We start from the raw sequence: 22,778 nt of genomic DNA on the forward strand, positions 1-22,778 counted from the left end.
GCGGGGGGGGGGGGGGGGGGGGGGGGGGGGGGGGGGCCCCCCCCCCGCGCGGGGGGGGTGGGGGGGGGCCCCCCCCCCCCCCCCCGGCGCCCCCCCCCCACGGTCGGGTACGTCGTCAGCGACGGCTCTCGCCGCTGCCGATCTCCTCCCGCTCGGGGCGGGCCTCGACCGGCGGGTGCCCCGGCGAGACCGGCGCCTCGGCCGGCTTCTCGATCGGGTAGAAGAAGCCCCGGATGGCCGGGCCGAGAGCCCCGAGCCGGTTCATCTTCTTCGGCACCACCCAGCCGACGTAGTCCAGCTCGCCGTGCCCGTCGTGGCCGTCGGCCGCGCTGAGCGGCTGGTGGACCTCGACGAACCGGCCGTCCGGCAGGCGCCGGATGATGCCGGTCTCCACACCGTGGGCCAGCACCTCCCGGTCGTGCTGCTGGAGACCGAGGCACATCCGGTACGCCACGTAGTACGCCAGCGGCGGGACCACCAGCAGGCCGATCCGGCCCGCCCAGGTCATCGCGTTGAGGCTGATCTGGAACTTGTCGGCGATCACGTCGTTGCCGCCGGAGAGGGTCAGCACCACGAAGAACGACACCGCCATGGCGCCCGCCGCGGTCCGGGCCGGCACGTCCCGGGGCCGCTGGAGCAGGTTGTGGTGCTTGCGGTCCTTGAGGTGCCGCGCCTCCATGAACGGGTAGAACAGGGAGATCGCGACCAGGATGCCCGGCAGCACGACCGTCGGCCAGAACAACGGCGGGATGACGTACCCGTCGCCGATCGGGATGGTGATCTCCCAGGCCGGCATGAGTCGGGTCGAGCCGTCGAGGAACATGACGTACCAGTCGGGCTGGCTGGCGGCCGAGACCACCCACGCCTCGTACGGGCCGAAGTACCAGATCGGGTTGATCTGGAAGAGGCCACCCATCAGCGCGATCACGCCGAAGACGACCATGAAGAAGCCGCCCTGCTTGAGCGCGTAGCGCGGGAACATCCGCTCGCCGACCACGTTCTCGTTGGTCCGGCCGGGGCCGGGCCACTGGGTGTGCTTCTGCTTGAACACCAGGCCCAGGTGGACGGTGATCAGCGCCACCAGCAGACCCGGGATCAGCAGCACGTGGGCGATGAAGAAGCGGCTGATGATGATCTCGCCCGGGAACTCCCCGCCGAAGACCGACGAGGTGACCCAGGAGCCGATCACCGGGATCGACAGCATGATGGCCGAGGCGATCCGCAGACCGGTGCCGGACAGGCCGTCGTCCGGCAGCGAGTAGCCGGTGAAGCCGGCCAGGAAGCCGACCCAGAACAGCAGCGAGCCGATGATCCAGTTCGTCTCACGCGGCTTGCGGAACGCGCCGGTGAAGAAGACCCGCAGCATGTGCACGACGATCGAGGCCATGAACAGCAGCGCCGCCCAGTGGTGCATCTGCCGCATGATCAGACCACCCCGGACGTCGAACGACAGGTCCAGGCTGGAGGCGTACGCGGCCGACATCGGCGTGCCCCGCAGCGGGGCGTAGCTGCCGTCGTAGACCACCTCGGTCATCGCCGGCTCGAAGAAGAAGGTCAGGAAGACACCGGTCAGCAGCAGCACGACGAACGAGAAGAGCGCGATCTCGCCGAGCAGGAAGGACCAGTGGTCCGGGAAGACCTTGTTGAGCAGCTTGCGCAGCGGCGTGGCCACCTGGAACCGGTCGTCCACCGCTCCGGCCGACTTGGCCGGCACCGCTGCTACGTCGAACTTTCGGCGCTTCATGGCCGCTCCCAGAAGTCGGGGCCGATGGTTTCGGTGTAGTCGGACTTCGCCACGAAGAAGCCCTCCTCGTCCACCTCGATCGGCAGCTGCGGCAGCCGACGGCTGGCCGGACCGAAGATGGGCCGGGCGTTGTCGGTGATCAGGAACTGCGACTGGTGGCACGGGCAGAGCAGCCGGTTGGTCTGCTGCTCGTACAGGCTCGCCGGGCAGCCGGCGTGCGTGCAGATCTTGGAGTACGCCGCGTAGTTGCCCCACATGAAGTCCTGGCGGCCCAACCGCGCGTTGGCGTCGCGGGACTCCTGGGCGTCCGTCTCGCGCAGGTGGATCAGCAGGGTCGGCGAGTCGGCGTGCTTGTTGCTCACGCCGTGCTCGATGCCGGGGAAGACGGTCAGCTGGCCACCGGCGCTGATGTCGGCCGGGCGGATCGGCCGGCCGTCCTCACGGACCAGCCGGATCTTGCGGCCGCCCTCGGCCGGAGCGAAGCCGGTGGTGAACATCTGGTTGTTCTTGTGCGGCTGCGAGATCAGGCCACCGATCAGCGGGGCCGCGACGACCGCGCCCACGGGCAGCAGGCCCGCCGCCAGCGAGACGCCGAGCAGCGGACGACGCCGCACGCCCATCTCGTCGGCCATGTAGAGCATGGTCTCCCCGGTGATCTTGCGATCCTCCGGCGCCCCCGGCTGGTCGTGCCGGTCCTGGATCGAGACCTCCTTGGGCAGCAGCTTCTTGCCCCAGGTGAGGATGCCGAAGCCGACGGCCAGGAGCGCGACGCCCAGGGTGACGCCGAGCAGCGGGGTGTACCACTTGTCACCGCCGCGGCCGGCCTCCCACTTCCACGGCCACCAGATGTAGATGACCAGGAAGGCGGTGGCCGCGAGGCCGGTGAGGAGGAAGAAGCTGGCGACCGTACGGGTCAGCCGGCGCTCGGCCTTGCTGCCCGGCGCGACCTGCTCCTCGTAGTGGACGATCTCGATGTCGTCCCGGCGCGCGCCCTCCAGGACGATGTCGAACCGGGACAGCCGGGGGTCCATGACGTCGAGCGGCTCCGGACCCTGCGGGGCCTGGTGCTCGGTGTGGGTGCTCATGCCGTCACCTCGCTACGGGCGGTGCCGACGCACGGCACCACGGCAATGGTACTGACGTTCGACCGGGTCACGACTTGCCCGCAATCCACAGGCTGGCGAAGACCAGCGCGACGATGCCGAACAGGAAGGCCGCCAGACCCTCGGTGGAGGGGCCGTACCGGCCGAGGTTGAACCCACCCTGGTCCTGGTCGTGCTTCAGCGTCTCCTGGATGTAGGCGATGATGTCCGCCTTCTGCTCCGGGGTGATCTGGTTGTCGCCGAACACCGGCATGTTCTGCGGGCCGCTCAGCATGGCGGCGTAGATCTGCCGGTCGCTGGCCGGGCGCAGGCTCGGGGCGAACTTGCCCGAGGAGAGCGCGCCGCCGCCACCACCGAAGGCGTGGCACTGCGAGCAGTTGATCCGGAACAGCTCGCCGCCGGTCGCCAGGTCGGCGCCCTCACGCAGGTGCCCCTCGGGGACCTGCGGGCCGCCACCGAGCTCCTGGACGTACTGGGCGAGCTGGCGCACCTGCTCGTCGGTGAAGACCGGGGGCTTGCGCTGGGCCTGGGCCTCCTGGCGGGCCATCGGCATGCGGCCGGTGGCCACCTGGAACTCGACCGAGGCGGCGCCCACGCCGACCAGACTGGGGCCACGACCGTCGACACCCTGCGCGTTGCGACCGTGGCAGGTCACGCAGCTCACGTCGAACAGCGCCTTGCCCTCGGCGGCGGCGCCGGTCAGCGGCGGGTTTTCCTGCGCCTGCACGCCGGGGGCGAAGACGGTGTAGGCGCCGCCGGCCAGCGTCAGCGCGGCGATCAGCCGGACCGCGGCGCCCAGCCGGCGGCGGCCCCTGCTGCGCGCTACGGGCCGCCCGCGCAGGCGCGCGAGCAGACCGCGTCGGCGGTCGTTGTCAGAAGTCATGACCTGTGTCCTTAACCGGTTGGACCTTGTCTCAGGGGACGGAGCAGCGGCGCGGTTCGTGACGCGCCAAGATCACTGGAGCCAGTAGATCATGGCGTAGAGCCCGATCCACACCACGTCGACGAAGTGCCAGTAGTACGACACGACGATCGCCGAGGTGGCCTGCGCCGGAGTGAACCGGCCCATGGTGGTGCGGATCATGAAGATGACGAAGGCGATCAGGCCGCCGGTCACGTGCAGGCCGTGGAAGCCGGTGGTGAGGTAGAACATCGACCCGTAACCGTCTTCGTTGATCTTCACGCCCTCGTGCACCAGGGTGCGGTACTCGTTCACCTGGCCGAGCACGAAGATCAGGCCCATCACGAAGGTGATCGTGAACCAACGCCGCAGGGCGTGGACGTCGCCCTTCTCCGCCGCGAAGACACCGAGCTGGCAGGTCACCGAGGACAACACCAGGATCACCGTGAAGGTGGTCGCGTACGGGATGTTGAGGTGCTCGGTGTGCTTCTCCCACTGCTCCGGCGCCGCCGCGCGGATGGAGAAGTACATCGCGAACAGCGCCGCGAAGAACATGAGTTCGCTGGAGAGCCACACGATCGTCCCGACGCTGACCATGTTGGGTCGGGTCAGGGAGTGGATCCGGCTCTTGTCAATGGCTGGGGCCGCAGTCACGCGGTCATTATTGCCCTTGACCGGGGCGGGCGATCAGCGGGGGGCCAAACCCGGGCGAGGGATGGCCCGATCGTGGCGGTCCGGTTCGCCTGGCCTAGCCTGAAAAGCGTGCTGCACGTCGATTCGATCTTCGCCGCGACCTCGGCGGGCCCGTCGGTGGTCCTCGCCGCCGGGGGCGAGGCCGTCCCGCCGCCGTTCACCGTCACCCGGGTCTTCACCGAGACCCGGCTGGACAGCTGGCTCGCCCTCGGGCTGGTGCTGGCCGCCGGACTCTACCTCTACGGGGTCTACCGGTTGCGGCTGCGCGGGGACGCCTGGCCGGTCCTCCGGACGATCTGCTTCCTCGGCCCCGGCCTGGGCGGCATCGCCGCGGTCACGGTCAGCGGCCTGCACGCGTACGACACGGCGCTGCTGTCGGTGCACATGGTCCAGCACATGGTGCTGTCGATGATCGCGCCGATCTTCCTCGCCCTGGGCGCCCCGGTCACCCTGGCCCTGCGCACCCTGCCGGTACGCCCCCGCAAGCGGCTGCTGGCGATCGTGCACAGCCGGTTCGCGAAGGTCTACAGCTTCCCGCTGGTGGCGTTCAGCATCTTCGTGGTGAACCCGTTCGCGCTCTACTTCAGTGGCCTCTACCACTACACGTTGGAGCACGCCTGGGCGCACGAGCTGGTGCACGCGCACTTCATCGCCACCGGCTGCGTGTTCTTCTGGCCGCTGCTCGGCCTCGACCCGCTGCCGGGGCGGTGGCCGTACCCGGCGCGGGCGCTGCTCATGCTGCTCTCCGTGCCGTTCCACACGGTGCTCGGCCTCACCATCATGCAGAGCACCACGCTGCTCGGCGGCGACTGGTACCCGTCGCTCAACCTGTCCTGGTCGGACCCCTGGAACGACCAGGTGGTCGCCGGCGGCATCCTCTGGGCCGGCGGCGAGTTCGTCAGTGTGACGATGCTCGCGGTGCTGGTCGTGCAGTGGATCCGGCAGTCCGAGCGGGAGGCCCGCCGGCTCGACCGCGAGCTGGACCGCCAGGAGGCCCGCGACCGCGCCGCCGACGCCGCCGCCACCGCCGCGACCGCGACCCCCGCCCCGGGCAGCCCGGCCTGACCTGCGCCGACGCGGCGTCCGCGCCGCCCGGCCGGGCGGGATGTCGGGTACGCCACACCGGCGGGTACCATCAGCGGGCAGCTACGAGGTGGGAGCCAGTCCAGCGATGAGCGATCGTCAGTGCACCGTCCTGCTCTACAGCGACGACCCGCAGGTCCGTGACCGGATGCGGCTGGCCGTCGGCACCCGCCCGGCGCCCGGCCTCGAGATCGAGTTCGTCGAGGCCGCCACGTACGCGGAGTGCATCCGGCTGGTCGACGACTACGAGATCGACCTCATGCTGCTCGACGGCGAGGCCAGCCCGGGCGGCGGCATCGGCATCGCCCGCCAGATTAAGGACGACCGGGACGACGCCCCGCCCACCTGCGTGGTCATCGCCCGCTCCGCCGACCGATGGCTCGCCGCGTACGCGCAGGTCGACGCCACGCTGGTGCACCCGCTCGACCCGGTGACCACCGGCACCACGGTCGCCGAACTGCTGCGTACGCACGCCGCCGCCTGAGTCTGCGCGCTCGGCGGCGCCTCCGGCGCCCGGGCTGACGGGCGCCGCCCCCGTCCCACCCGCACCCACGCCCGCTCGGGAGGCCCACCATGGGCGAACGGACCTGGCCGCACCTGCTCAACGCGCTGCTGCGCGGCGACGAGCTCTCCACCGCGGACACCGCGTGGGCGATGGACGAGATCATGACCGGCGCGGCCGCCCCGTCCCAGGTCGCCGGCTTCGCGGTGGCGTTGCGGGCCAAGGGCGAGACCCCCGCCGAGCTGGCCGGCCTGGTGCAGGCGATGCTCGGCCGGGCGGTGCCGGTCGAGCTGCCCGAGGAGCTGCGGCGCACCGCGCTGGACGTGGTCGGCACCGGCGGTGACCTCGCCCACACGGTGAACATCTCCACGATGACCGCGCTGGTGGTGGCCGGCGCCGGGGTCCGGGTGGTCAAGCACGGCAACCGCGCCGCCTCCTCGCTCTGCGGGACCGCCGACCTGCTGGAGTTCCTCGGCGTGCCGCTGGACCTGGCGCCCGAGCAGGTCGCCCGCTGCGTCGAGGAGGCCGGGATCGGGTTCTGCTTCGCCGGCCGGTTCCACCCGGGGATGCGGCACGCCGGCCCGGTCCGCCGCGAGATCGGCGTACCCACCTTCTTCAACTTCCTCGGCCCGCTGACCAACCCGGCCCGTCCCCGGGCCGGCGCGGTGGGCTGCTTCGACGCGCGGATGGCGCCGGTGATGGCCGCCGTCTTCGCCGGGCGGGGCGACTCGGCGATCGTGATGCGCGGCGAGGACGGCCTGGACGAGTTCACCACCGCCGCCCCCACCCGGGTCTGGGTGGCCCAGCAGGGCACGGTCAGAGAGGCCGTGCTGGACGCGACGGACCTCGGGGTACCCCGGTCCACCCTGGCCGACCTGCGGGGCGGGGACGCGGCGTACAACGCCGGGGTGGCCCGCCGGCTGCTGGCCGGGGAGACCGGCCCGGTGCGGGACGCCGTGCTGGTCAACTCCGCGGCGGCGCTGGCCACCCAGGGGCCGCTGGACGGCGACCTGACCGAGGCGCTGCGAGCCGGGCTGGGCCGGGCCGCCGAGTCCATCGACTCGGGCGCGGCGGCCGCCGTCCTGGAGCGCTGGGTCGAGGTGGCCCGCACCCGCTGAGCGGGTGGCGCGGGGGAACTGTCGGAGGGGCGTGCCAAACTACACGGGAGTAATTTTCCGTTTTCCGCCGATGGCTCCGACGGTCGTCGGCGGGCACCGGAGCGAGAGGAGACGCCCGTGTCGGACCGCGAGCTCTACTGCGACACCTGCGAGGGCGTGCAGCCGTTCGAGGTCCCGCCCTGCGTCGACGGTCACGACCTCGACTGCCCCGAGCTGATCTGCACCGGCTGCGGCGCGGCCGTGCTGATCGCCACCTTCGCCTTCCACGCCCCGCGCCTGGCCGACCGGCGCCCGCGGGCGACATCCGGGTCGGGCCGCCGCGCGGCCTGACCCGCACGCCGCCCTCATCGCGCGCTCTCACTCGCCGTGCCGCCGGGCCGTTGGCCCCGCCGGCGATCGCACGGTCGGCTCACCGGTCCTGTCGACCTGATGTCGTGGACGAATCAGGGGCCGGAACACGCGTGGGCCCGCGTCCCGGAGCGGGACGCGGGCCTACGGGCGAAGCCGTCGGATCAGTGCTCGGCGGTACGCCGGGTGCCGGTGTAGTACTCGAAGAGCAGGCCGCACGCGGCGAAGATGACCGCGACCAGGCCGAGGCCCACCAGCCAGAACTGCCAGTACACCAGGCCCAGACCGGCCACCGCGGCGGCCAGCGCCAGGCCGAACGGCCAGTAGCTGCCCGGGCTGAAGAAGCCGATCTCGCCGGCGCCGTCGGCGATCTCGCCGTCCGGCCGGTCCTCCGGCCGCAGGTCGATGCGGCGGGAGACGAACCAGAAGAAGCCACCGCACATCGCGCAGAGCAGGAACGACAGCAGCAGAGCCACCGTGCCGACCCACTCGACCCGGCCGCCGTCGCCGTAGGTCCAGGCGCCGTAGAGCACCGTCACGCCGAACAGGAACGCGGCGATGACCAGGAAGATACGCCACTCGGTCTTCATGTCGGCTCCCTCAGTTCCTCGGGTCGGAGTGCGACTTGTCGGGGTTGAAGGTGGCCACGTTGCGCCGCGTCTTGAACGGCTCGGTGGTCGACGCGTACGGGTCCTCGCCGATGGCGCTGAGCGCCTCCTGCGTCGACTTGCCGTCCCGCTTGGCCGCCAGGAACTGGTCGTACTTCTCCGGGGAGACGACGCGCAGCTCGAAGTTCATGAAGGCGTGGTAGCTGCCGCAGAGCTCGGCGCACCGGCCGACGTACGCGCCCTCGGACTCGAGCTTGGAGATCTCGAAGACGTTGCGGATGTTGCCCGGCATGACGTCCCGCTTGAACAGCAGCTCCGGCACCCAGAACGAGTGGATGACGTCGCGGCTGGTCTCCTCGAAGCGGATCGACCGGTCGGTCGGCAGGACCAGCACCGGGATGACCTCGCTGGTGCCCAGCACCGACGCCACCGTGTTCGCCTCGGGGCCCTGACCGTCGCGGTAGTTGAACTGCCAGTTCCACTTGAACGCGACGACCTCGACGGTCACGTCGGGGTTCTTGGTAATCCGCACCACGTCGGTCTGCACGACCGCCGTGTAGTAGAAGAGCACGGAGACGATCAGGATCGGCGCGATGGTGTAGAGGAACTCCATCGGCAGGTTGTACCGGGTCTGCACCGGCAGCTCGTTGCCCCGCTTGCGGTAGCGCACGACGCACCAGAAGATCAGGCCCCAGACGAAGACGCCGACCGCGAGGGCGGCGATGCAGGAGGCGATCCACAGGTCGTACATCCGGTGCGACTCCGGCGAGATGCCGCCCTGCGGCCAGCCGAAACCGTCGACCGAGCTGCCGACGTTGCAGCCGGTGAGCAGAACCAGCAGCGCCGCTCCGCCGAGACCGAGCCCGGCGAGTCGACCAGCACCACGCCGCCGGCGCCCACCGGCTCCTGGGGAAGCGCTGTGCCGTACGGCCGAGGGCCGTACCTCCGAACTCCTTGCGACCACCTGGTCCTGCCTCCCTAGCGCGCCGCGGTGGGTTTCCCTGAAGCACCGACGGCAAAGGCGTCACCGACGGTCGCAGATTACTCGACCATGACGGGCTCGACCGTGTTGGGGTCACTGTGCGCCCCCATCGGGGGGCTCGTGGGCATACCGACCCGATAGCGTGGGCTGTCGTGAGCCCTACCCCCGTCTACCTGGATGCGGCCACCGCCGCGCCGCTGCACCCGGTCGCCCGGCAGGCGCTGCTGGCCGCCCTCGACGACGGCTGGGCCGACCCGGCCAGGCTGTACACCCAGGCCCGCCGGGCCCGCCAGCTCCTCGACGCCGCCCGCGAGGCCACCGCGGCCACGCTCGGCGTCCGCGCCGACGAGCTCTCCTTCACCCCCAGCGGTACGGCCGCGGCGCACGGGGCGGTGCTGGGTGGCCTGGCCGGTCGGCGGCGGGTCGGGGCGACGCTGGTGCACTCGACGATCGAGCACTCCGCGGTGCTGCACGCCGCCGAGCGGCACGTGGCCGGTGGCGGCGCCGCGGTCGCCGTGCCGGTCGACCGGCTCGGCCGGCTCGACCTGTCCGCCTGGTCCGACGCGGTACGGGCCCCCGGGGTCGCGCTGGCCGCGCTGATCGCCGCCAGCCACGAGGTGGGCACGGTCCAGCCGGTGGCCCGGGCGGCCGCCGAGTGCGCCGACGCGGGTGTCCCGCTGTACGTCGACGCGGCCCAGGTGGTGGGGCGGGCGCCGGTGCCGGCGGGCTGGTCGGTGCTGACCGCCAGCGCGCACAAGTGGGGTGGGCCACCCGGGGTGGGGCTGCTGGTGGTGCGCAAGGGCACCCGGTGGGAGTCGCCCTGGCCGGCCGACGAGCGGGAGTCGGGGCGTACCCCCGGGGTGGTCAACCTGCCGGCGGTGGTGGCGGCGGCGGCGAGCCTGCGCGCGGCGGCGGCCGACGCCGCGGCCGAGGCGGCCCGGCTGGCGCCGCTGGTGGACCGGATCCGGGCCCGGGTGGCGGCCGAGGTGCCGGACGTGGAGGTGGTCGGCGACGCGAGCGACCGGCTCCCCCACCTGGTCACCTTCTCCTGCCTCTACGTCGACGGCGAGGTGCTGCTGCACGCGCTGGACCGGCGCGGCTTCGCGGTCTCCTCCGGGTCCTCCTGCACCTCCTCGACGTTGCGCCCGTCGCACGTGCTGGAGGCGATGGGGGTGCTCTCGCACGGCAACGTGCGGGTCTCGCTGCACCGGGAGACGACCGAGGCGGACGTCGAGCGGTTCCTGGCCGAGCTGCCCGGGATCGTCGCCGAGCTGCGCGCCGAGGCGGGGGTGGTGGGGCTGTGACCGACCCCACGGAGGTGCTCGACTGCCGGGGCCAGCGCTGCCCGCTGCCGGTCATCGCGCTGGCCCGCCGCCTGCCCGAGCTGCCCGTCGGCGCGGTGCTGCGGGTCCTGGCCGACGACCCCGCCGCCGCCGTCGACATCCCGGCCTGGTGCCGCATGCGCGCCCAGGACTTCGTCGCCGCCCACCCCGACACCACCGCCTACGACGTCCGCCGCACCCACTGACCCCCTCCCCCACCCCCCCTTTCGCGGGCGCGCGCCCAAATCCGCGCACTTTCCGATCGGAAAGTGCGCCCGCAGGGACTGCGCGTCCGGGTCAGGTCAGGTAGGTGAGGATGGCGGGGAGGGGGTCCAGGTCCACGGCGGTGTCGACCACGAGGCGGGGGCCGATGATCGGCTCGTACTCGGCGCGGCGGAGCAGCGTCTGGTCCCAGGTGGGGAGCAGCGGGTCGGGCTCGGCGGGCAGCCGCGCCTCGACCCGGCGGCGGTGCTCCGCCTCGTCGCCGCAGTGCACCTCGATCAGCCGTAGCGGCACCCCGGCCCGCTCGGCCAGGTCGTGCCAGAGGCCGCGGGCGCTGGCCACCGGGTTGACCGCGTCGACCACCACGGTCAGGCCGAGCCCCAACTGCACCTCGGCCAGCCCCGCCACCGCCTGGTACGCCGCCATCCCGGGCACGTCGCCGACCAGCCCGTGGTGGGCCAGCGCCCGCTCGACCGGGTCCACCGGCAGCACGGGCGCGCCCAGCGCCGCGCCGACCCGCCGGGCGAGGGTGCTCTTGCCCACCGCCGGCAGGCCGGCGAACGCGACCAGGACGGGCCTCACGGCAACAGGTACGGCCGCACGTCCTCGGCGGCGGCGTCGCCGTACGACTCGGCCAGGCGCTTGACGAACAGGTCGCGCCGGACGTCGTACTCCTGGGTGCCGACGGTCTCCAGCACCAGGGTGGCCAGCAGCGAGCCGACCTGCGCGGCGCGCTCCAGGCCGAGGCCCCAGGAGAGCGCGGCGAAGAAGCCGGCCCGGAAGCCGTCGCCGACGCCGGTCGGGTCGACCGCCTGGATCTCCCGGGCGATCGGCACGTGGATCGTCCCGAAGTCCCGGCCGGCGATCTCCGCGCCGTGCTTGCCCAGCGTGGTGACCCGCACCTTCACCCGGTCGAGCAGCTGCTCGTCGGTGAGGCCGGCCTTGCTCTCCAGCAGGGACTTCTCGTAGTCGTTGGTCATCAGGTAGTCGGCGCCGTCGATCAGGCCGATCACGTCCGCGCCGTCCATCCGGGCGAGCTGCTGGGACGGGTCGGCGACGAAGGCGTAGCCGCGCTCCCGGCACTCGGCGGAGTGGCGGATCATCGCCTCCGGGTCGTTGGCGCTGACCAGCACCAGGTCGAGACCGCCGAGGCGCTGGGCCACCGGGGACAGCTCGATGTTGCGGGCCTCGCTCATCGCCCCGGCGTAGAAGGAGGCGATCTGGCACATGTCGGTGTCCGTGGTGCAGACGAACCGGGCGGTGTGCGCCATCTCGCTGACGTGCACCGACTCGCAGTCGACGCCGTGCCGCTCCAGCCAGGAGCGGTAGTCGGCGAAGTCGGCGCCGACCGCCCCGAGCAGCACCGGGCGCAGCCCGAGCTGCGCCATGCCGAAGGCGATGTTGGCGGCCACCCCGCCGCGACGCAGCACCAGGTCGTCCACGAGGAACGACAGCGACACCTTGTGCAGCTGGTCGGCGATGAGCTGGTCGGCGAAGCGACCGGGGAAGCTCATCAGGTGGTCGGTCGCGATCGAGCCGGTCACGGCGATCTTCATGTCAACCCTCGGGGTCGGGAGCACGGCGCCGGTCAGCCTACCGGGCCGCCCGGGGAGCCGGTCCAGGGTCGGTCGACAATGCGCCACCCGCCGCTCATCCGGACGTCACCCCCCGGCGGAGGCGCACAGACGGCGGCGGGGCCGCCCCGAAGGACGGCCCCGCCGGACGCAGGTGCTGGTCGACTCAGCTGAACGAGTCGCCGCAGGCGCAGGAGCTGCCCGCGTTGGGGTTGTCGATGGTGAAGCCCTGGGCGTCGATCCGGTCGGCGAAGTCGATGGTGGCGCCGGCCAGGTAGGGGGCGCTCATCCGGTCGACGACGACCTCGACACCGTCGAAGTCGGTGACGACGTCACCGTCGAGCGACCGCTCGTCGAAGAACAGCTGGTACCGCAGGCCGGAGCAGCCGCCCGGCTGCACCGCGACCCGGAGCCGCAGGTCGTCGCGGCCCTCCTGCTCGATCAGGGCCTTGACCTTCTGCGCCGCGACGTCGGTGAGGACGACGGAAGTAGGGGCCTGGGCCTCGGTCGACTCGGTCTGCGCTGGCGTGGTCACGTGGAAATCTCCCTGCGCGGTATGGGTCCGGACGCACTGGCCAACGTCGCGCGTCGTCCAGTGATTCCCGGTGTGGTCCAGATCCGATCGTACGCCGTCCCGGCCGCCGCGACCCGGGGGCGTGACCGGACCGTCGTCATCCGCGTCGCAGGTCCGCGCGGGAACACCGACGCCGGGCGCCGAACTGGCGGCGCCCCGGCCGGGTGCTCAGCGGCTCCACTGCCCGGCCAGCCGGGCGCCCAGCGCCCGCAGTCCCTCGGCCGGGCGGCTCATCGCGGCCTCGACGCCGCCGCGTTCCTCCCCGCCGAAGTGCTCCACCAGGCTGTACGTCTCGGTGACGCCGGCCGAGGCGGCCTCCCGCCGCCCCGTGCTCACCCGCCCCGCCAGCACCACGCAGGGCACCCCGCGGTCGCGGGCGGCCCCGGCCACCCCGGCGACCACCTTGCCGCGCAGCGACTGGTGGTCGAAGGACCCCTCCCCGGTGATCACCAGGTCGGTGGCGTCGAGGGCGGCGTCCAGCCCGATCGCCCGGGTCACCAGGTCGATGCCGGACTCGCAGCGCCCGCCCAGGGCGAGGATCGCCGCGCCGAGGCCGCCGGCCGCGCCGCCGCCCGGGAGCGCGCCCAGTCCGGGCGGGCAGCCGGGCAGGTCCCGTTCGAGCACCGCCGCCCAGCGCTCCAGCGCGGCGTCGAGCAGCAGCACGTCCGCCCTGGTCGCGCCCTTCTGCGGGCCGTAGACGTTGCTCGCGCCGTGCAGCCCGAGCAGCGGGCTGTCGACGTCGGTGGCGGCGACCAGGGTGGCCCCGCGCAGCCGGGGCGCGCCGTCGAGGGTGGCGACCGCGGCCAGCGCCGCCCCGCCGTACGGCAGGGCCCGGCCGGCGTCGTCCAGCGGCGTCGCGCCGAGCGCGGTGAGCAGACCGGCCCCGCCGTCGTTGGTGCCGGAGCCGCCCAGCCCGACCACCACCGTGCGCGCCCCGTGCTCGACGGCCGCGGTGACCAGCGCCCCCAGCCCGTACGAGGTGGTCGCCTTCGGGTCCCGCTCGGCGGCGGAGAGCAGGTGCAGCCCGCAGGCCTGGGCGCTCTCCAGGTAGGCGGTGCCGTCGTCGGTGAGCAGGATCTCACCGGTGGCCGACCGGCCGAGCGGGTCGACGGTCGGCACCGGGATCCGCCGCCCGCCGAGGGCGTCGGCGAGCACCGCGACGAAGCCCGGCCCGCCGTCGGCGAGCGGTCGGATCAGCAGCTCGTCGCCGGCGGCGACGGCCCGCCAGCCCTCGGCGACGGCGGCGGCGACCTCCGGGGCGGCGAGGGTGCCGGCGAACTTGTCCGGACAGAGCAGCACGCGCATGCCTGGCAGTGTGGCAGCCCACACCGGCAGAGGCTGCGCGGCAGCCACGCTGTGGGACCATGGGAGGCGTGACTTCGACCTGGGTGGAACCCTCCAACACCGCCACTGCGCTGCTGCTCCTCGGCCGCGGCAGCGACCCCGCCACCGAGCGTGGCGTGGAGTGTCCGGGCGACCTGCCGGCGCCGAGCGACCCCGACCTGGTGGCCCGGGCGGCGGCGGCGAAGGCCGCGCTCGGCACCAAGGTGTTCGTGCTGGGTCACCACTACCAGCGCGACGAGGTGATCCAGTTCGCCGACGTGACCGGCGACTCGTTCAAGCTGGCCCGGGAGGCGGCGGCCCGGCCGGACGCGGAGTACATCGTCTTCTGCGGCGTGCACTTCATGGCCGAGAGCGCCGACATCCTCACCACGGACGCGCAGAAGGTGATCCTGCCCGACCTGGCCGCCGGCTGCTCGATGGCGGACATGGCGGTGCTGTCGCAGGTCGAGACCGCCTGGGACGTGCTGACCGAGCTGGGCGTCGCGGCCGACACCGTCCCGGTGACGTACATGAACTCCTCGGCCGACATCAAGGGCTTCGTCGGACGCAACGGCGGCGTGGTCTGCACCTCGTCGAACGCCAAGCGGGCCCTGGACTGGGCGTACCAGCAGGGGTCGAAGGTGCTCTTCCTGCCCGACCAGCACCTGGGCCGCAACACGGCGGTGCTGGAGATGGGCCTCTCGCTGGACGACTGCGTGCTGTACGACCCGCACAAGCCGGGCGGCGGGCTCACCCCGCAGCAGCTGCGCGACGCGAAGATGATCCTCTGGCGGGGGCACTGCTCGGTGCACGGCCGGTTCACCCTCGACAGCGTCAACGACGTGCGCGCGCGGGTGCCCGGGGTCAACGTGCTGGTGCACCCGGAGTGCCGCCACGAGGTGGTCACCGCCGCCGACCACGTGGGCTCCACCGAATACATCATCAAGACCATCGAGGCGGCTCCGGCCGGCTCGGCCTGGGCGGTCGGCACCGAGCTGAACCTGGTCCGCCGGCTGGCGCTGGCCCACCCGGACAAGCAGATCATGTTCCTGGACAAGGCGGTCTGCTACTGCTCGACGATGAACCGGATCGACCTGCCGCACCTGGTCTGGGCGCTGGAGGAGCTGGTCGCCGGCCGGGTGGTCAACCAGATCACCGTCGATCCGGACACCGCGCACCACGCGCGGGTGGCGCTGGACCAGATGCTCGCCCTGCCGGGCGCCGACACCCCGCCGCCCACCGTCAGCTGATCACCCACGGTCACATCGCTGGTACGGAAACATGCCGGAATCCCCGGTTCGTTCCGTGCCTGGCGATGTGACCGATTCCATTCTCGTCACCGAGGGCTATGCTGCCGGGGCGACGACATGGTGGACCGTTTTGCGCCGGTCCCATTCCGGGTAGCTGAACAGCCGGCCGAGCTGGACAGCCCGACCCCACCCTCGACACAGCACCACCCGACGCGCGCTGGAGGTTGCGTTGACCAACGACGTCCTGGTCGTACACGGAGGCACGCCGCTGGAAGGGCGGATCCGCGTGCGCGGCGCGAAGAACCTGGTCTCGAAGGCGATGGTCGCCGCCCTGCTGGGCGACACCCCCAGCCGGCTGTTCGACGTGCCGCGCATCCGTGACGTCGAGGTGGTCCGCGGGCTGCTCGGCCTGCACGGGGTCAAGGTCACCGACGGCGCGGAGGAGGGCGAGCTGGTCTTCGACCCGGCCAACGTCGAGAGCGCCAGCACCGACCAGATCAACGTGCACGCAGGCTCCAGCCGGATCCCGATCCTGTTCTGCGGCCCGCTGCTGCACCGGCTCGGGCACGCCTTCATCCCGGACCTGGGCGGCTGCCACATCGGGCCGCGCCCGATCGACTTCCACCTCCAGGCGCTGCGCGAGTTCGGCGCGACGGTCGAGAAGACCCCGGAGGGGCTGCACCTGTCGGCGCCGAACGGGCTGCACGGCACCAAGTTCGCGCTGCCGTACCCGAGCGTGGGCGCGACCGAGCAGGTGCTGCTCACCGCGGTGATGGCCGAGGGCGTCACCGAGCTGCGCAACGCCGCCGTCGAGCCGGAGATCATCGACCTGATCTGCATCCTGCAGAAGATGGGCGCGATCATCAAGGTCCACACCGACCGGGTGATCGAGATCCAGGGCGTCAAGCGGCTCAGCGGCTACACCCACCGGCCGATCCCCGACCGGATCGAGGCGGCGAGCTGGGCGGCGGCGGCGCTGGCCACCCGCGGGCACGTCGAGGTGCTCGGCGCCCAGCAGGTCGACATGATGACCTTCCTGAACATCTTCCGCTCGGTCGGCGGCGCGTACGAGGTGACCGACGCCCGCGCGCCGAAGCTCGGCGACCCGGGCCAGGAGGGCGGCATCCGGTTCTGGCACCCGGGCGGCGAGCTCAACGCCGTGGCGCTGGAGACCGACGTGCACCCGGGCTTCATGACCGACTGGCAGCAGCCCCTGGTCGTCGCGCTGACCCAGGCCCGCGGCCTGTCGATCGTCCACGAGACGGTCTACGAGCAGCGGCTGGGCTACACCGAGGCGCTGAACACGATGGGCGCCAACATCCAGGTCTACCGGGACTGCCTGGGCGGCACCCCGTGCCGGTTCGGCCGGCGCAACTTCAAGCACTCCGCGGTGATCGCCGGGCCGAGCAAGCTGCACGCGGCCGACCTGGTCATCCCGGACCTGCGCGCCGGGTTCAGCCACCTGATCGCGGCGCTCGCCGCCGAGGGCACCTCCCGGGTGTACGGCGTGGACCTGATCAACCGCGGTTACGAGGACTTCGAGGCGAAGCTGGCCAGCCTGGGCGCGCACGTCGAGCGTCCGTAACCGCAATCACCCCGCTCCGTCGAGCGCCCGGTGCACCGTGATGTGCACCGGGCGCCGTCGTTTGGCTACCCTTCACCTCGTGCCGTCGCTGTTTCGTCGCAAGTCCGCCGACCCCGACTCCTCCGCCACCGTCGTGGCGACCGAGGAGCAGCCCGCCGAGCGCCCCCGGGGCTACACCCCGAGCAAGAAGGAACTGGGTCGGGAGACCCCGAAGCGGCCGGTCGCCGGTCGTCGCCCCGCCGGGCCGACGAAGCCGCTGACCAAGGAGGAGGCGCGGGAGCAGCGCCGGCTGGCCCGCGCCGAGGCGGCGGCGGAGTTCCGCCGCGAGGGCGGCCCGCGCGACCGCGGCCCGGAGCGGCTGCTGGCCCGCAACGTGGTCGACTCCCGGCGTACGGTCGGCACCTGGTTCTTCGGTGGCGCGCTGATCGTGCTGATCGGCTCCAACCAGGCGATGCCGCCGGCGATCCGGCTGGCCTCGAACATCGTCTGGGGTGCGCTCGCCCTCGGTGTGGTGATCGACTCGATCCTGATCTCTCGCAAGATCAAGAAGCTGATCCGGGAGCGCTTCCCGAACAGCGGCGAGCGGATGGGCTCGCTCTACCTCTACGCGATCATGCGCTCGATCACCTTCCGCCGGATGCGGGCGCCCGCGCCGCAGGTCAACATCGGCGACAAGATCTGACCCCACCCGGTCCGGACCTGGCCCCTTCCCGGCGTAAGCGGGGAGGGGCTTCGTCATTGCACCCCGAGCAGGCGCAGCAGGGCCGTGGTGCCGGCCGCCGCGACCACCACCAGGACGAACGGTGCCCGCCGCCAGGCGAGCAGCACCCCGACCAGCACGCCCGCAGGCCGGGCGTAGCCGGCGAAGCCGCCCGCCTCGGTCAGCGCGGCGGTCGCAGCCAGCGCGGCCAGCAGGGCGGCGGCCCCGACCGGCAGCAACCGCCGGGACCACTCGGGCAGGTCCAGCCGGTCCCGCAGCAGCACTCCGGCGACCCGGAAGCCGTACGTTCCCGCGGCCAGGGCAAGGATCACGGCGATCAGCACGAGGTCTCCTCCGTCCGGACGGCCTGTCCCGGGCCGGCTTCCCGGGCGAGCCCGTCGGCGGGTCCGCTTCCTGCGAGCGAACCGACGGTGGCCGGGGCGTCCGCTCCGCTCTCCGGGTCCGGGCCGACCGCTGCCCGGCCTTGCCGGTGGCGGCGTACCAGCGGCACGACCAGGCCAGTGAGCGCGAGCAGCACCGGCAGCCCGGCCGGCAGCACCGGCGTGGCGAGCACCGCAAGCGCAGCGCCGGAGAGCGCGACCTGACGGGTCTCCCGGTCCCGCAGCGTTGGCAGCAGCAGGGCGGTCAGCCCGGCCGGGAACGCGGCGTCCAGCCCCAGGGTGGTCGGGTCACCGACCGCCCCACCAGCGACCACGCCGAGCAGGGTGCCGGCGTTCCAGGCCAGGAAGAGCAGCGCCCCGGCGAGCCAGAACGCCCGGTGGCGCGCCGGGCCGGCCGGTCGCGCCAGCGCGAACGCGGTCGCCTCGTCGGTCATCAGATGGCTGCCGACCAGCCGCCGCCAGCGCTGCCCGCCGAGGCTGTCGCCCAAGGTCAGGCCGAACGGCAGGTGCCGGGCGTTGAGCAGCAGGCCGGCGGCGACGGCGGCGAGCGGGCTGCCGGCCGCCACCAGCCCCACTGCCATGAACTGGGCTCCGCCGGCGTAGACCAGCACCGACATCGCGACGGTCGCCCAGGCGGGCAGGCCGGCGGCGACGGCGACCGCGCCGAAGGAGGCGCCGACCGCGATCATCGCCGCGCCGATGGCGGCGACATCGCGGAGCATGCCGCTGCCGGCCGTTCGCTCTACCGTACGCATGGTCCATTATGATGAACACTGCCCCCCGTGTTCGTCAAACCGAACAAACAGACCTCTGGAGCGAACAGATGGCCGGAGAACCCGCTCCGCCGTTGGCCACCATCGCCGCCGCCCTGCGTCGCGAGCGCGAGCGGGCCGGCATCTCGCTGACCGAGCTGGCCCGCCGCGCCGGCATCGCCAAGTCCACCCTGTCCCACCTCGAATCCGGGGTGGGCAACCCGAGCGTCGAGACGCTGTGGGCGCTGGGAGTCGCACTCGGCGTACCGTTCAGCCGCCTGGTCGAGCCACCCGCGGCCACCGTCCGGGTCATCCGGGCCGGCGAGGGCCCCCGGGTCCGCTCGGAGCACGCCGACTTCGCCGCCACCCTGCTCGCCGCCGGCTCGGCGCACAGCCGGCGCGACGTCTACCTGATGGAGCTCGAGCCGGGGGCGGTCCGGGTCGCCGAACCGCACACGCCGCGCAGCGTCGAGCACATCGTGGTCGCCGCCGGCCGGATGCGGGTCGGCCCGGAGCCGGACCTGGTCGACCTCGGTCCGGGCGACTACGCGACGTTCCCCGGCGACGCGCCGCACCGGTACGAGGCGCTGGCGCCCGGCACCTTCGCCGTCCTCGTGATGGAGCACCCCTGACCGCCGCCGCGGCCGGGCCCGGGGTCAGCCGGTGACCGGGGCCGCGCGGCTCGCCGGGGACCGGTAGAGCCGGGTCACCACCTCCTCGATGTCCGGCTCGACGATCGAGATGTCGCGGAGCGTGGCCAGACCGGCCAGCCCGGCCACCACCTCCGCCGCACCGGCCGACTCGCAGGCGTAGACCAGCCGGCGCCCGTCCGCCTCGATGCGTTCCAGCGGCGCGCCGCGCAGCGTCGGCGGGGTGGCCAGCGCGGTGTCCAGCTCGGCGACGACCAGCCGGCGGGAGCCGTACCGGCTGTGCAGGGCGGCGATCGAGCCGTCGTGCACCACCCGGCCATGATCGATCACCACGAGGCGGCGGCAGAGCCGCTCGATGTCGGCCAGGTCGTGGGTGGTGAGCACCAGCGTGGTGTCGCCGGCCCGGCGCAGCTCGCCGAGGAAGTCGCGGACCGCCTGCTTGCTCACCACGTCCAGGCCGATGGTGGGCTCGTCGAGGAAGAGCACCCGCGGGCCGTGCAGCAGGGCGGCGGTCAGCTCGCCGCGCATCCGCTGCCCGAGGGAGAGCTGCCGCACCGGGGTGTCCAGGAACTCGTCGAGGTCCAGCAGCGCGCGGCAGCGGCGCAGCCGGGTCGCGTGGTCTCCAGCCGGTACCCGGTAGACGTGCCGGAGCAGGTCGAACGAGTCGCGCAGCGGCAGGTCCCACCAGAGCTGGGAGCGCTGCCCGAAGACCACGCCGATGCCGAGGGCCAGCCGGGTGCGCTGGGCGACCGGGCGCAGCCCGCAGACGCGTACCTGCCCGGCGGAGGGGGTCAGCACGCCGGTGAGCATCTTCAGGGTGGTGGACTTGCCCGCCCCGTTCGGGCCGATGTAGCCGAGCGTCTCGCCCCGCTCCACCCGCAGGTCCACGCCGTCGACGGCGGTGACCGTCCGCTTCTCGCGGCGCAGCCGGCCGACCTTGACCCGGACCGTGAACTCCTTGCGCAGCCCCTGCGCGTCGATCACCAGGCTCATGATCCCGTGCTCCGGTAGTGGCGGACACCGACGCGCCAGGCCGCCGCCGCGCCGGCGGCGGCGACCAGCGCGACCCCGGGCGCGGCCCAGCCGGCCCAGGCCGGCAGGCCCAGCGGGTCGGCCCGGCCGAGCAGCGCCAGCGCCGGCTGGTAGCTGACGAAGGCGAATCCCAGCCCGTACGCGAAGGCCGCGCGGAACCAGCCCTCGAAGATCGTGACCGGGTACGAGGTGAAGTCCCGTCCACCGTAGGTGAGCGAGTTGGCCAGCTCCCCCGACTCCACCCAGTAGAACGAGACGGTGGCGGTGGCCACGAAGAGCGAGCCGAAGAAGACCACCCCGGCCAGCGGGGCGACGACGGCCAGCGCCACCCGGCCGGGCGTCCAGTCGATTCCGGCGGTGGTCAGCGCCACCACCAGCACGGCCAGGCCGAACAGCGCCCGGGAGAGCTTGCGCAGCGGCAGGTCCATCAGCAGCAGTTGGGGCAGCGCGCCGAGCGGTCGCAGCAGCACCGCGTCGAGCAGCCCGGTGCGGACGTACCGGGGCAGCCGCTCGATGTTGCCGACCAGCAGGTCGGCGGTGGCGAAGGCGCAGGAGGAGAGGCCGACCATCACCAGCGTCTCGCGAAGGGTGAAGCCGCCCAGCTCGTGGGTCACCCCGTAGAGCACCAGGACGGTGACCACGTCGAAGACGGTGGCCCCGACGTTGCCCAGCAGGTCCACCACGAACGACGTCCGGTACGCCGTCTGCGACCGCGCCTGCGCCCACAGCAGCGCCCGGTACGCGGTGGCCGCGCCGCCCGCCTCAGCCACCCTGCACCACCAGCCGCCGTTCGGCCCGGCGCTGCGCCAGCCGGCAGGCGGCCAGGATCAGCACCGCCCAGCAGAGCTGAAGGGCGACCAGCCCGAGCTGGGTGACCGGCGGGTCCCGCTCGACCAGCACGTCCAGCGGGGTCTGCAGCAGGCTCGGGAAGGGCGTGCCGAGCCAGAGGGAGAGCTGGAGCGGCTCGGGCAGGAAGCGCAGCGGGAAGTAGAGCCCGGCCAGCACCCCCGAACCGAGCGTCCAGAGGATCATCGGGCCGCGGACGTCCTGCAACCAGTACGCCGTGGCGTTGACCAGATACCGGCAGCCGAAGCAGAGCACCAGCGCGGTGACCACGGAGACGCCGAAGAGCGGCAGGGTCGACCAGCGGGTGGGCAGGTACACGTCGAAGAAGAGCGGGCCGACGAGCAGCGGCGGCAGGAAGCGGGCCAGCACGGCGTACCCGGCGCGGCCCAGGTCGGTGGCGAGGTAGCTGGTCACCGGATGCACCGGGCGGAGCAGGTCGCCGGCGACCTCACCGGTGCGGATCCGGTCGGCCAGGTCGCTCCAGCCCCAGAGCAGGATCACCGCCAGCAGGCCCTGCGCGACCCAGACGAAGGTGGCGAGCTGGGCCCGGTCGTACCCGCCGACGCTGCCGGCGGTCCCGGCCGCCGCGAGCAGTACGTAGCAGTGCAGGAACCCGAAGACGGAGTTGGTGACGGCACCGGCCAGCGCGGCCTGACGATAGGTGGCGTATCGTCGGAAGCCGGATTGGGATATCGCCCAGAATGTCCGAAACCATAGGATAACGTTTGAGTCCGTGGGCGGTGCCACAGTGGCGGTGACCGAGCCCACGCCGTTACCCTCCATCCGCAGCCATGCCGTGCCGGGTCGGGCGACTCTACCGGCAGGTGGAGGCCCCGGCACGACAATTTCCAACGAGGTGACACCGCCGTGAGCGAGCGACGCGAGCCGGGCATCGGGCCGCGCCGCACGGGCGGCGACGAGGGCCCTCGATGACGGGCGGCTACCGCGACCGCTGGCACGACCCGGCCGAGCCCTCCTGGGTCGTCGAGCCGACCACCGAGTGGCAGCCGCAGTTCCCCGGCCAGCGCTACCCCGGCGACATCGGCACCCGGCACGTCCCGGCACCGCCCCCGCGCGGACGGGCCGCCGTGGTCGGCCGGGCCGAGGTGCCGCCCCTCGCCCCGACCCGTCCCGACGGGACGTACCTCGGGCGGTCCTGGGACGAGCACGACGAGGAACCGCCGCGCTGGGGTGGCCACCCCGTCGCCGAACAGCAGCCCCACGCCGACGAGGCGCACCGGCGCGACGACGACCTGTACCGGCGGCCGGCCTCCGACCTGACCTGGCAGCGCGAGCGCCGCCGGCCGGAGCCGGAGGCCCCGGCCCCGCGCGCCGCGCGTACCGCCTGGGCCGACCGCCACCCGGAGGTCGCCGACCGGCCACGCGAAGGTGCCGACCGGCCACGCGAAGGTGCCGACCGGCCACGCGAAGGTGCCGACCGGCCACGCGAAGGTGCCGACCGGCC

The 22,778-nt window shown here is 73.0% G+C and carries 25 protein-coding genes and 1 pseudogene; 11 read left to right on the plus strand and 15 right to left on the minus strand.

From position 1 onward, the window contains the following. Nucleotides 1-115 precede the first annotated feature (115 nt). From M2302_RS31925 to M2302_RS31940, 4 genes are all read right to left on the minus strand, one after another. Nucleotides 116-1,744: a ubiquinol-cytochrome c reductase cytochrome b subunit gene (locus tag M2302_RS31925; protein WP_280841515.1), complete on the minus strand. Its 1,629-nt coding sequence runs from the start codon at nucleotides 1,742-1,744 to the stop codon at nucleotides 116-118. After that, nucleotides 1,741-2,829, minus strand: coding sequence for a Rieske 2Fe-2S domain-containing protein (locus tag M2302_RS31930; RefSeq protein ID WP_210776385.1), 1,089 nt, complete (start codon nucleotides 2,827-2,829; stop codon nucleotides 1,741-1,743). Before M2302_RS31930 ends, M2302_RS31925 begins: the two co-directional genes overlap by 4 nt. 67 nt (nucleotides 2,830-2,896) lie before the next feature. Beyond that, nucleotides 2,897-3,730, minus strand: coding sequence for a cytochrome c (locus tag M2302_RS31935; protein ID WP_280841516.1), 834 nt, complete (start codon nucleotides 3,728-3,730; stop codon nucleotides 2,897-2,899). A gap of 72 nt (nucleotides 3,731-3,802) precedes the next feature. Next, entirely contained in the window at nucleotides 3,803-4,402 is a 600-nt protein-coding gene (locus tag M2302_RS31940; RefSeq protein WP_280841517.1) for a heme-copper oxidase subunit III, read from the minus strand. Between the two features lie 126 nt (nucleotides 4,403-4,528). Between M2302_RS31940 and M2302_RS31945 the strand changes: the two genes are divergently transcribed. The 4 genes from M2302_RS31945 to M2302_RS31960 all read left to right on the plus strand — a co-directional run bounded on the left by M2302_RS31945 (nucleotide 4,529) and on the right by M2302_RS31960 (nucleotide 7,474). Beyond that, on the plus strand, nucleotides 4,529-5,506 hold the full coding sequence (locus M2302_RS31945; protein WP_280841532.1) for a cytochrome c oxidase assembly protein: 978 nt from the start codon (nucleotides 4,529-4,531) through the stop codon (nucleotides 5,504-5,506). A gap of 106 nt (nucleotides 5,507-5,612) precedes the next feature. Further along, nucleotides 5,613-6,008 (plus strand): hypothetical protein, encoded by a 396-nt coding sequence (locus M2302_RS31950; RefSeq protein ID WP_154943960.1) that lies wholly within the window; start codon nucleotides 5,613-5,615, stop codon nucleotides 6,006-6,008. An 89-nt stretch (nucleotides 6,009-6,097) separates the two neighbouring features. Continuing rightward, on the plus strand, nucleotides 6,098-7,144 hold the full coding sequence (trpD, locus tag M2302_RS31955; RefSeq protein ID WP_280841518.1) for an anthranilate phosphoribosyltransferase: 1,047 nt from the start codon (nucleotides 6,098-6,100) through the stop codon (nucleotides 7,142-7,144). Between the two features lie 117 nt (nucleotides 7,145-7,261). Beyond that, complete coding sequence (locus M2302_RS31960; protein ID WP_280841519.1) at nucleotides 7,262-7,474, plus strand: hypothetical protein; 213 nt, start codon at nucleotides 7,262-7,264, stop codon at nucleotides 7,472-7,474. 182 nt (nucleotides 7,475-7,656) lie between these two features. Here M2302_RS31960 and M2302_RS31965 read toward each other — a convergent pair whose 3' ends face one another. Next, a complete protein-coding gene (locus M2302_RS31965; RefSeq protein WP_280841520.1) occupies nucleotides 7,657-8,082 on the minus strand; it encodes a cytochrome c oxidase subunit 4 in 426 nt (141 codons plus the stop codon). Nucleotides 8,083-8,092: 10 nt separating this feature from the next. Beyond that, complete coding sequence (coxB, locus tag M2302_RS31970) at nucleotides 8,093-9,064, minus strand: cytochrome c oxidase subunit II (RefSeq protein WP_280841521.1); 972 nt, start codon at nucleotides 9,062-9,064, stop codon at nucleotides 8,093-8,095. 170 nt (nucleotides 9,065-9,234) lie between these two features. On the opposite strand from coxB, the gene M2302_RS31975 reads away from it, so the two are divergent. Both M2302_RS31975 and M2302_RS31980 read left to right on the plus strand, forming a co-directional pair. Further along, nucleotides 9,235-10,386: an aminotransferase class V-fold PLP-dependent enzyme gene (locus tag M2302_RS31975; protein WP_280841522.1), complete on the plus strand. Its 1,152-nt coding sequence runs from the start codon at nucleotides 9,235-9,237 to the stop codon at nucleotides 10,384-10,386. Continuing rightward, nucleotides 10,383-10,610, plus strand: coding sequence for a sulfurtransferase TusA family protein (locus M2302_RS31980; RefSeq protein WP_088961034.1), 228 nt, complete (start codon nucleotides 10,383-10,385; stop codon nucleotides 10,608-10,610). Before M2302_RS31975 ends, M2302_RS31980 begins: the two co-directional genes overlap by 4 nt. 91 nt (nucleotides 10,611-10,701) lie before the next feature. Here the strand turns inward: M2302_RS31980 and M2302_RS31985 are convergent, their stop codons facing one another. From M2302_RS31985 to M2302_RS32000, 4 genes are all read right to left on the minus strand, one after another. Beyond that, nucleotides 10,702-11,208 (minus strand): ATP-binding protein, encoded by a 507-nt coding sequence (locus M2302_RS31985; RefSeq protein ID WP_210776375.1) that lies wholly within the window; start codon nucleotides 11,206-11,208, stop codon nucleotides 10,702-10,704. Continuing rightward, nucleotides 11,205-12,182 (minus strand): carbohydrate kinase family protein, encoded by a 978-nt coding sequence (locus tag M2302_RS31990; protein ID WP_280841523.1) that lies wholly within the window; start codon nucleotides 12,180-12,182, stop codon nucleotides 11,205-11,207. Before M2302_RS31990 ends, M2302_RS31985 begins: the two co-directional genes overlap by 4 nt. A 184-nt stretch (nucleotides 12,183-12,366) precedes the next feature. Then, nucleotides 12,367-12,735, minus strand: a complete 369-nt coding sequence (erpA, locus tag M2302_RS31995; protein ID WP_088961031.1) for an iron-sulfur cluster insertion protein ErpA — start codon at nucleotides 12,733-12,735, stop codon at nucleotides 12,367-12,369. A 207-nt stretch (nucleotides 12,736-12,942) separates the two neighbouring features. Continuing rightward, on the minus strand, nucleotides 12,943-14,079 hold the full coding sequence (locus tag M2302_RS32000) for a glycerate kinase (protein WP_280841524.1): 1,137 nt from the start codon (nucleotides 14,077-14,079) through the stop codon (nucleotides 12,943-12,945). 68 nt (nucleotides 14,080-14,147) lie between these two features. On the opposite strand from M2302_RS32000, the gene nadA reads away from it, so the two are divergent. From nadA to M2302_RS32015, 3 genes are all read left to right on the plus strand, one after another. Further along, nucleotides 14,148-15,347, plus strand: coding sequence for a quinolinate synthase NadA (gene nadA, locus M2302_RS32005; RefSeq protein ID WP_210776372.1), 1,200 nt, complete (start codon nucleotides 14,148-14,150; stop codon nucleotides 15,345-15,347). A 229-nt stretch (nucleotides 15,348-15,576) separates the two neighbouring features. Beyond that, nucleotides 15,577-16,932 carry a UDP-N-acetylglucosamine 1-carboxyvinyltransferase gene (murA, locus tag M2302_RS32010; RefSeq protein WP_348529485.1) on the plus strand — a complete coding sequence of 452 codons (1,356 nt, stop codon included), beginning with the start codon at nucleotides 15,577-15,579 and terminating at the stop codon, nucleotides 16,930-16,932. Between the two features lie 40 nt (nucleotides 16,933-16,972). Next, entirely contained in the window at nucleotides 16,973-17,614 is a 642-nt protein-coding gene (locus M2302_RS32015) for a DUF3043 domain-containing protein (RefSeq protein ID WP_280841525.1), read from the plus strand. A gap of 53 nt (nucleotides 17,615-17,667) precedes the next feature. On the opposite strand, the gene M2302_RS32020 is transcribed toward M2302_RS32015, so the two are convergent. Next, on the minus strand, nucleotides 17,668-17,976 hold the full coding sequence (locus M2302_RS32020) for an AzlD domain-containing protein (protein WP_280841526.1): 309 nt from the start codon (nucleotides 17,974-17,976) through the stop codon (nucleotides 17,668-17,670). Next, complete coding sequence (locus M2302_RS32025) at nucleotides 17,970-18,788, minus strand: AzlC family ABC transporter permease (RefSeq protein ID WP_280841527.1); 819 nt, start codon at nucleotides 18,786-18,788, stop codon at nucleotides 17,970-17,972. The genes M2302_RS32020 and M2302_RS32025 overlap by 7 nt, the downstream gene beginning before the upstream one ends. A 68-nt stretch (nucleotides 18,789-18,856) precedes the next feature. Between M2302_RS32025 and M2302_RS32030 the strand changes: the two genes are divergently transcribed. Beyond that, nucleotides 18,857-19,417 carry an XRE family transcriptional regulator gene (locus M2302_RS32030; protein ID WP_280841528.1) on the plus strand — a complete coding sequence of 187 codons (561 nt, stop codon included), beginning with the start codon at nucleotides 18,857-18,859 and terminating at the stop codon, nucleotides 19,415-19,417. A gap of 24 nt (nucleotides 19,418-19,441) precedes the next feature. On the opposite strand, the gene M2302_RS32035 is transcribed toward M2302_RS32030, so the two are convergent. The 3 genes from M2302_RS32035 to M2302_RS32045 are packed head-to-tail and all read right to left on the minus strand — an operon-like array spanning nucleotide 19,442 to nucleotide 22,081. Next, complete coding sequence (locus M2302_RS32035; RefSeq protein WP_280841529.1) at nucleotides 19,442-20,428, minus strand: ATP-binding cassette domain-containing protein; 987 nt, start codon at nucleotides 20,426-20,428, stop codon at nucleotides 19,442-19,444. Next, complete coding sequence (locus M2302_RS32040) at nucleotides 20,425-21,237, minus strand: ABC-2 family transporter protein (RefSeq protein WP_280841530.1); 813 nt, start codon at nucleotides 21,235-21,237, stop codon at nucleotides 20,425-20,427. Before M2302_RS32040 ends, M2302_RS32035 begins: the two co-directional genes overlap by 4 nt. Further along, nucleotides 21,230-22,081: an ABC-2 family transporter protein gene (locus M2302_RS32045; protein ID WP_280841531.1), complete on the minus strand. Its 852-nt coding sequence runs from the start codon at nucleotides 22,079-22,081 to the stop codon at nucleotides 21,230-21,232. Before M2302_RS32045 ends, M2302_RS32040 begins: the two co-directional genes overlap by 8 nt. 161 nt (nucleotides 22,082-22,242) lie before the next feature. Here M2302_RS32045 and M2302_RS32050 point away from each other — a divergent pair. Beyond that, a pseudogene (locus tag M2302_RS32050) lies at nucleotides 22,243-22,778 on the plus strand (hypothetical protein); the annotation flags it as partial.

This window comes from Micromonospora sp. A200 (assembly GCF_029893845.1).
GTDB lineage: Bacteria > Actinomycetota > Actinomycetes > Mycobacteriales > Micromonosporaceae > Micromonospora > Micromonospora purpureochromogenes.

Excerpts from the sequence above, each read along its gene's own strand:
- M2302_RS31925 (WP_280841515.1), bottom strand. The coding sequence starts at position 1,744 with ATGAAGCGCCGAAAGTTCGACGTAGCAGCGGTGCCGGCCAAGTCGGCC.
- M2302_RS31930 (WP_210776385.1), bottom strand. The coding sequence starts at position 2,829 with ATGAGCACCCACACCGAGCACCAGGCCCCGCAGGGTCCGGAGCCGCTC.
- M2302_RS31935 (WP_280841516.1), bottom strand. The coding sequence starts at position 3,730 with ATGACTTCTGACAACGACCGCCGACGCGGTCTGCTCGCGCGCCTGCGC.
- M2302_RS31950 (WP_154943960.1), top strand. The coding sequence starts at position 5,613 with ATGAGCGATCGTCAGTGCACCGTCCTGCTCTACAGCGACGACCCGCAG.
- trpD (WP_280841518.1), top strand. The coding sequence starts at position 6,098 with ATGGGCGAACGGACCTGGCCGCACCTGCTCAACGCGCTGCTGCGCGGC.
- M2302_RS31965 (WP_280841520.1), bottom strand. The coding sequence starts at position 8,082 with ATGAAGACCGAGTGGCGTATCTTCCTGGTCATCGCCGCGTTCCTGTTC.
- M2302_RS31990 (WP_280841523.1), bottom strand. The coding sequence starts at position 12,182 with ATGAAGATCGCCGTGACCGGCTCGATCGCGACCGACCACCTGATGAGC.
- M2302_RS32000 (WP_280841524.1), bottom strand. The coding sequence starts at position 14,079 with ATGCGCGTGCTGCTCTGTCCGGACAAGTTCGCCGGCACCCTCGCCGCC.
- M2302_RS32015 (WP_280841525.1), top strand. The coding sequence starts at position 16,973 with ATGTGCACCGGGCGCCGTCGTTTGGCTACCCTTCACCTCGTGCCGTCG.
- M2302_RS32025 (WP_280841527.1), bottom strand. The coding sequence starts at position 18,788 with ATGCGTACGGTAGAGCGAACGGCCGGCAGCGGCATGCTCCGCGATGTC.
- M2302_RS32030 (WP_280841528.1), top strand. The coding sequence starts at position 18,857 with ATGGCCGGAGAACCCGCTCCGCCGTTGGCCACCATCGCCGCCGCCCTG.
- M2302_RS32035 (WP_280841529.1), bottom strand. The coding sequence starts at position 20,428 with ATGAGCCTGGTGATCGACGCGCAGGGGCTGCGCAAGGAGTTCACGGTC.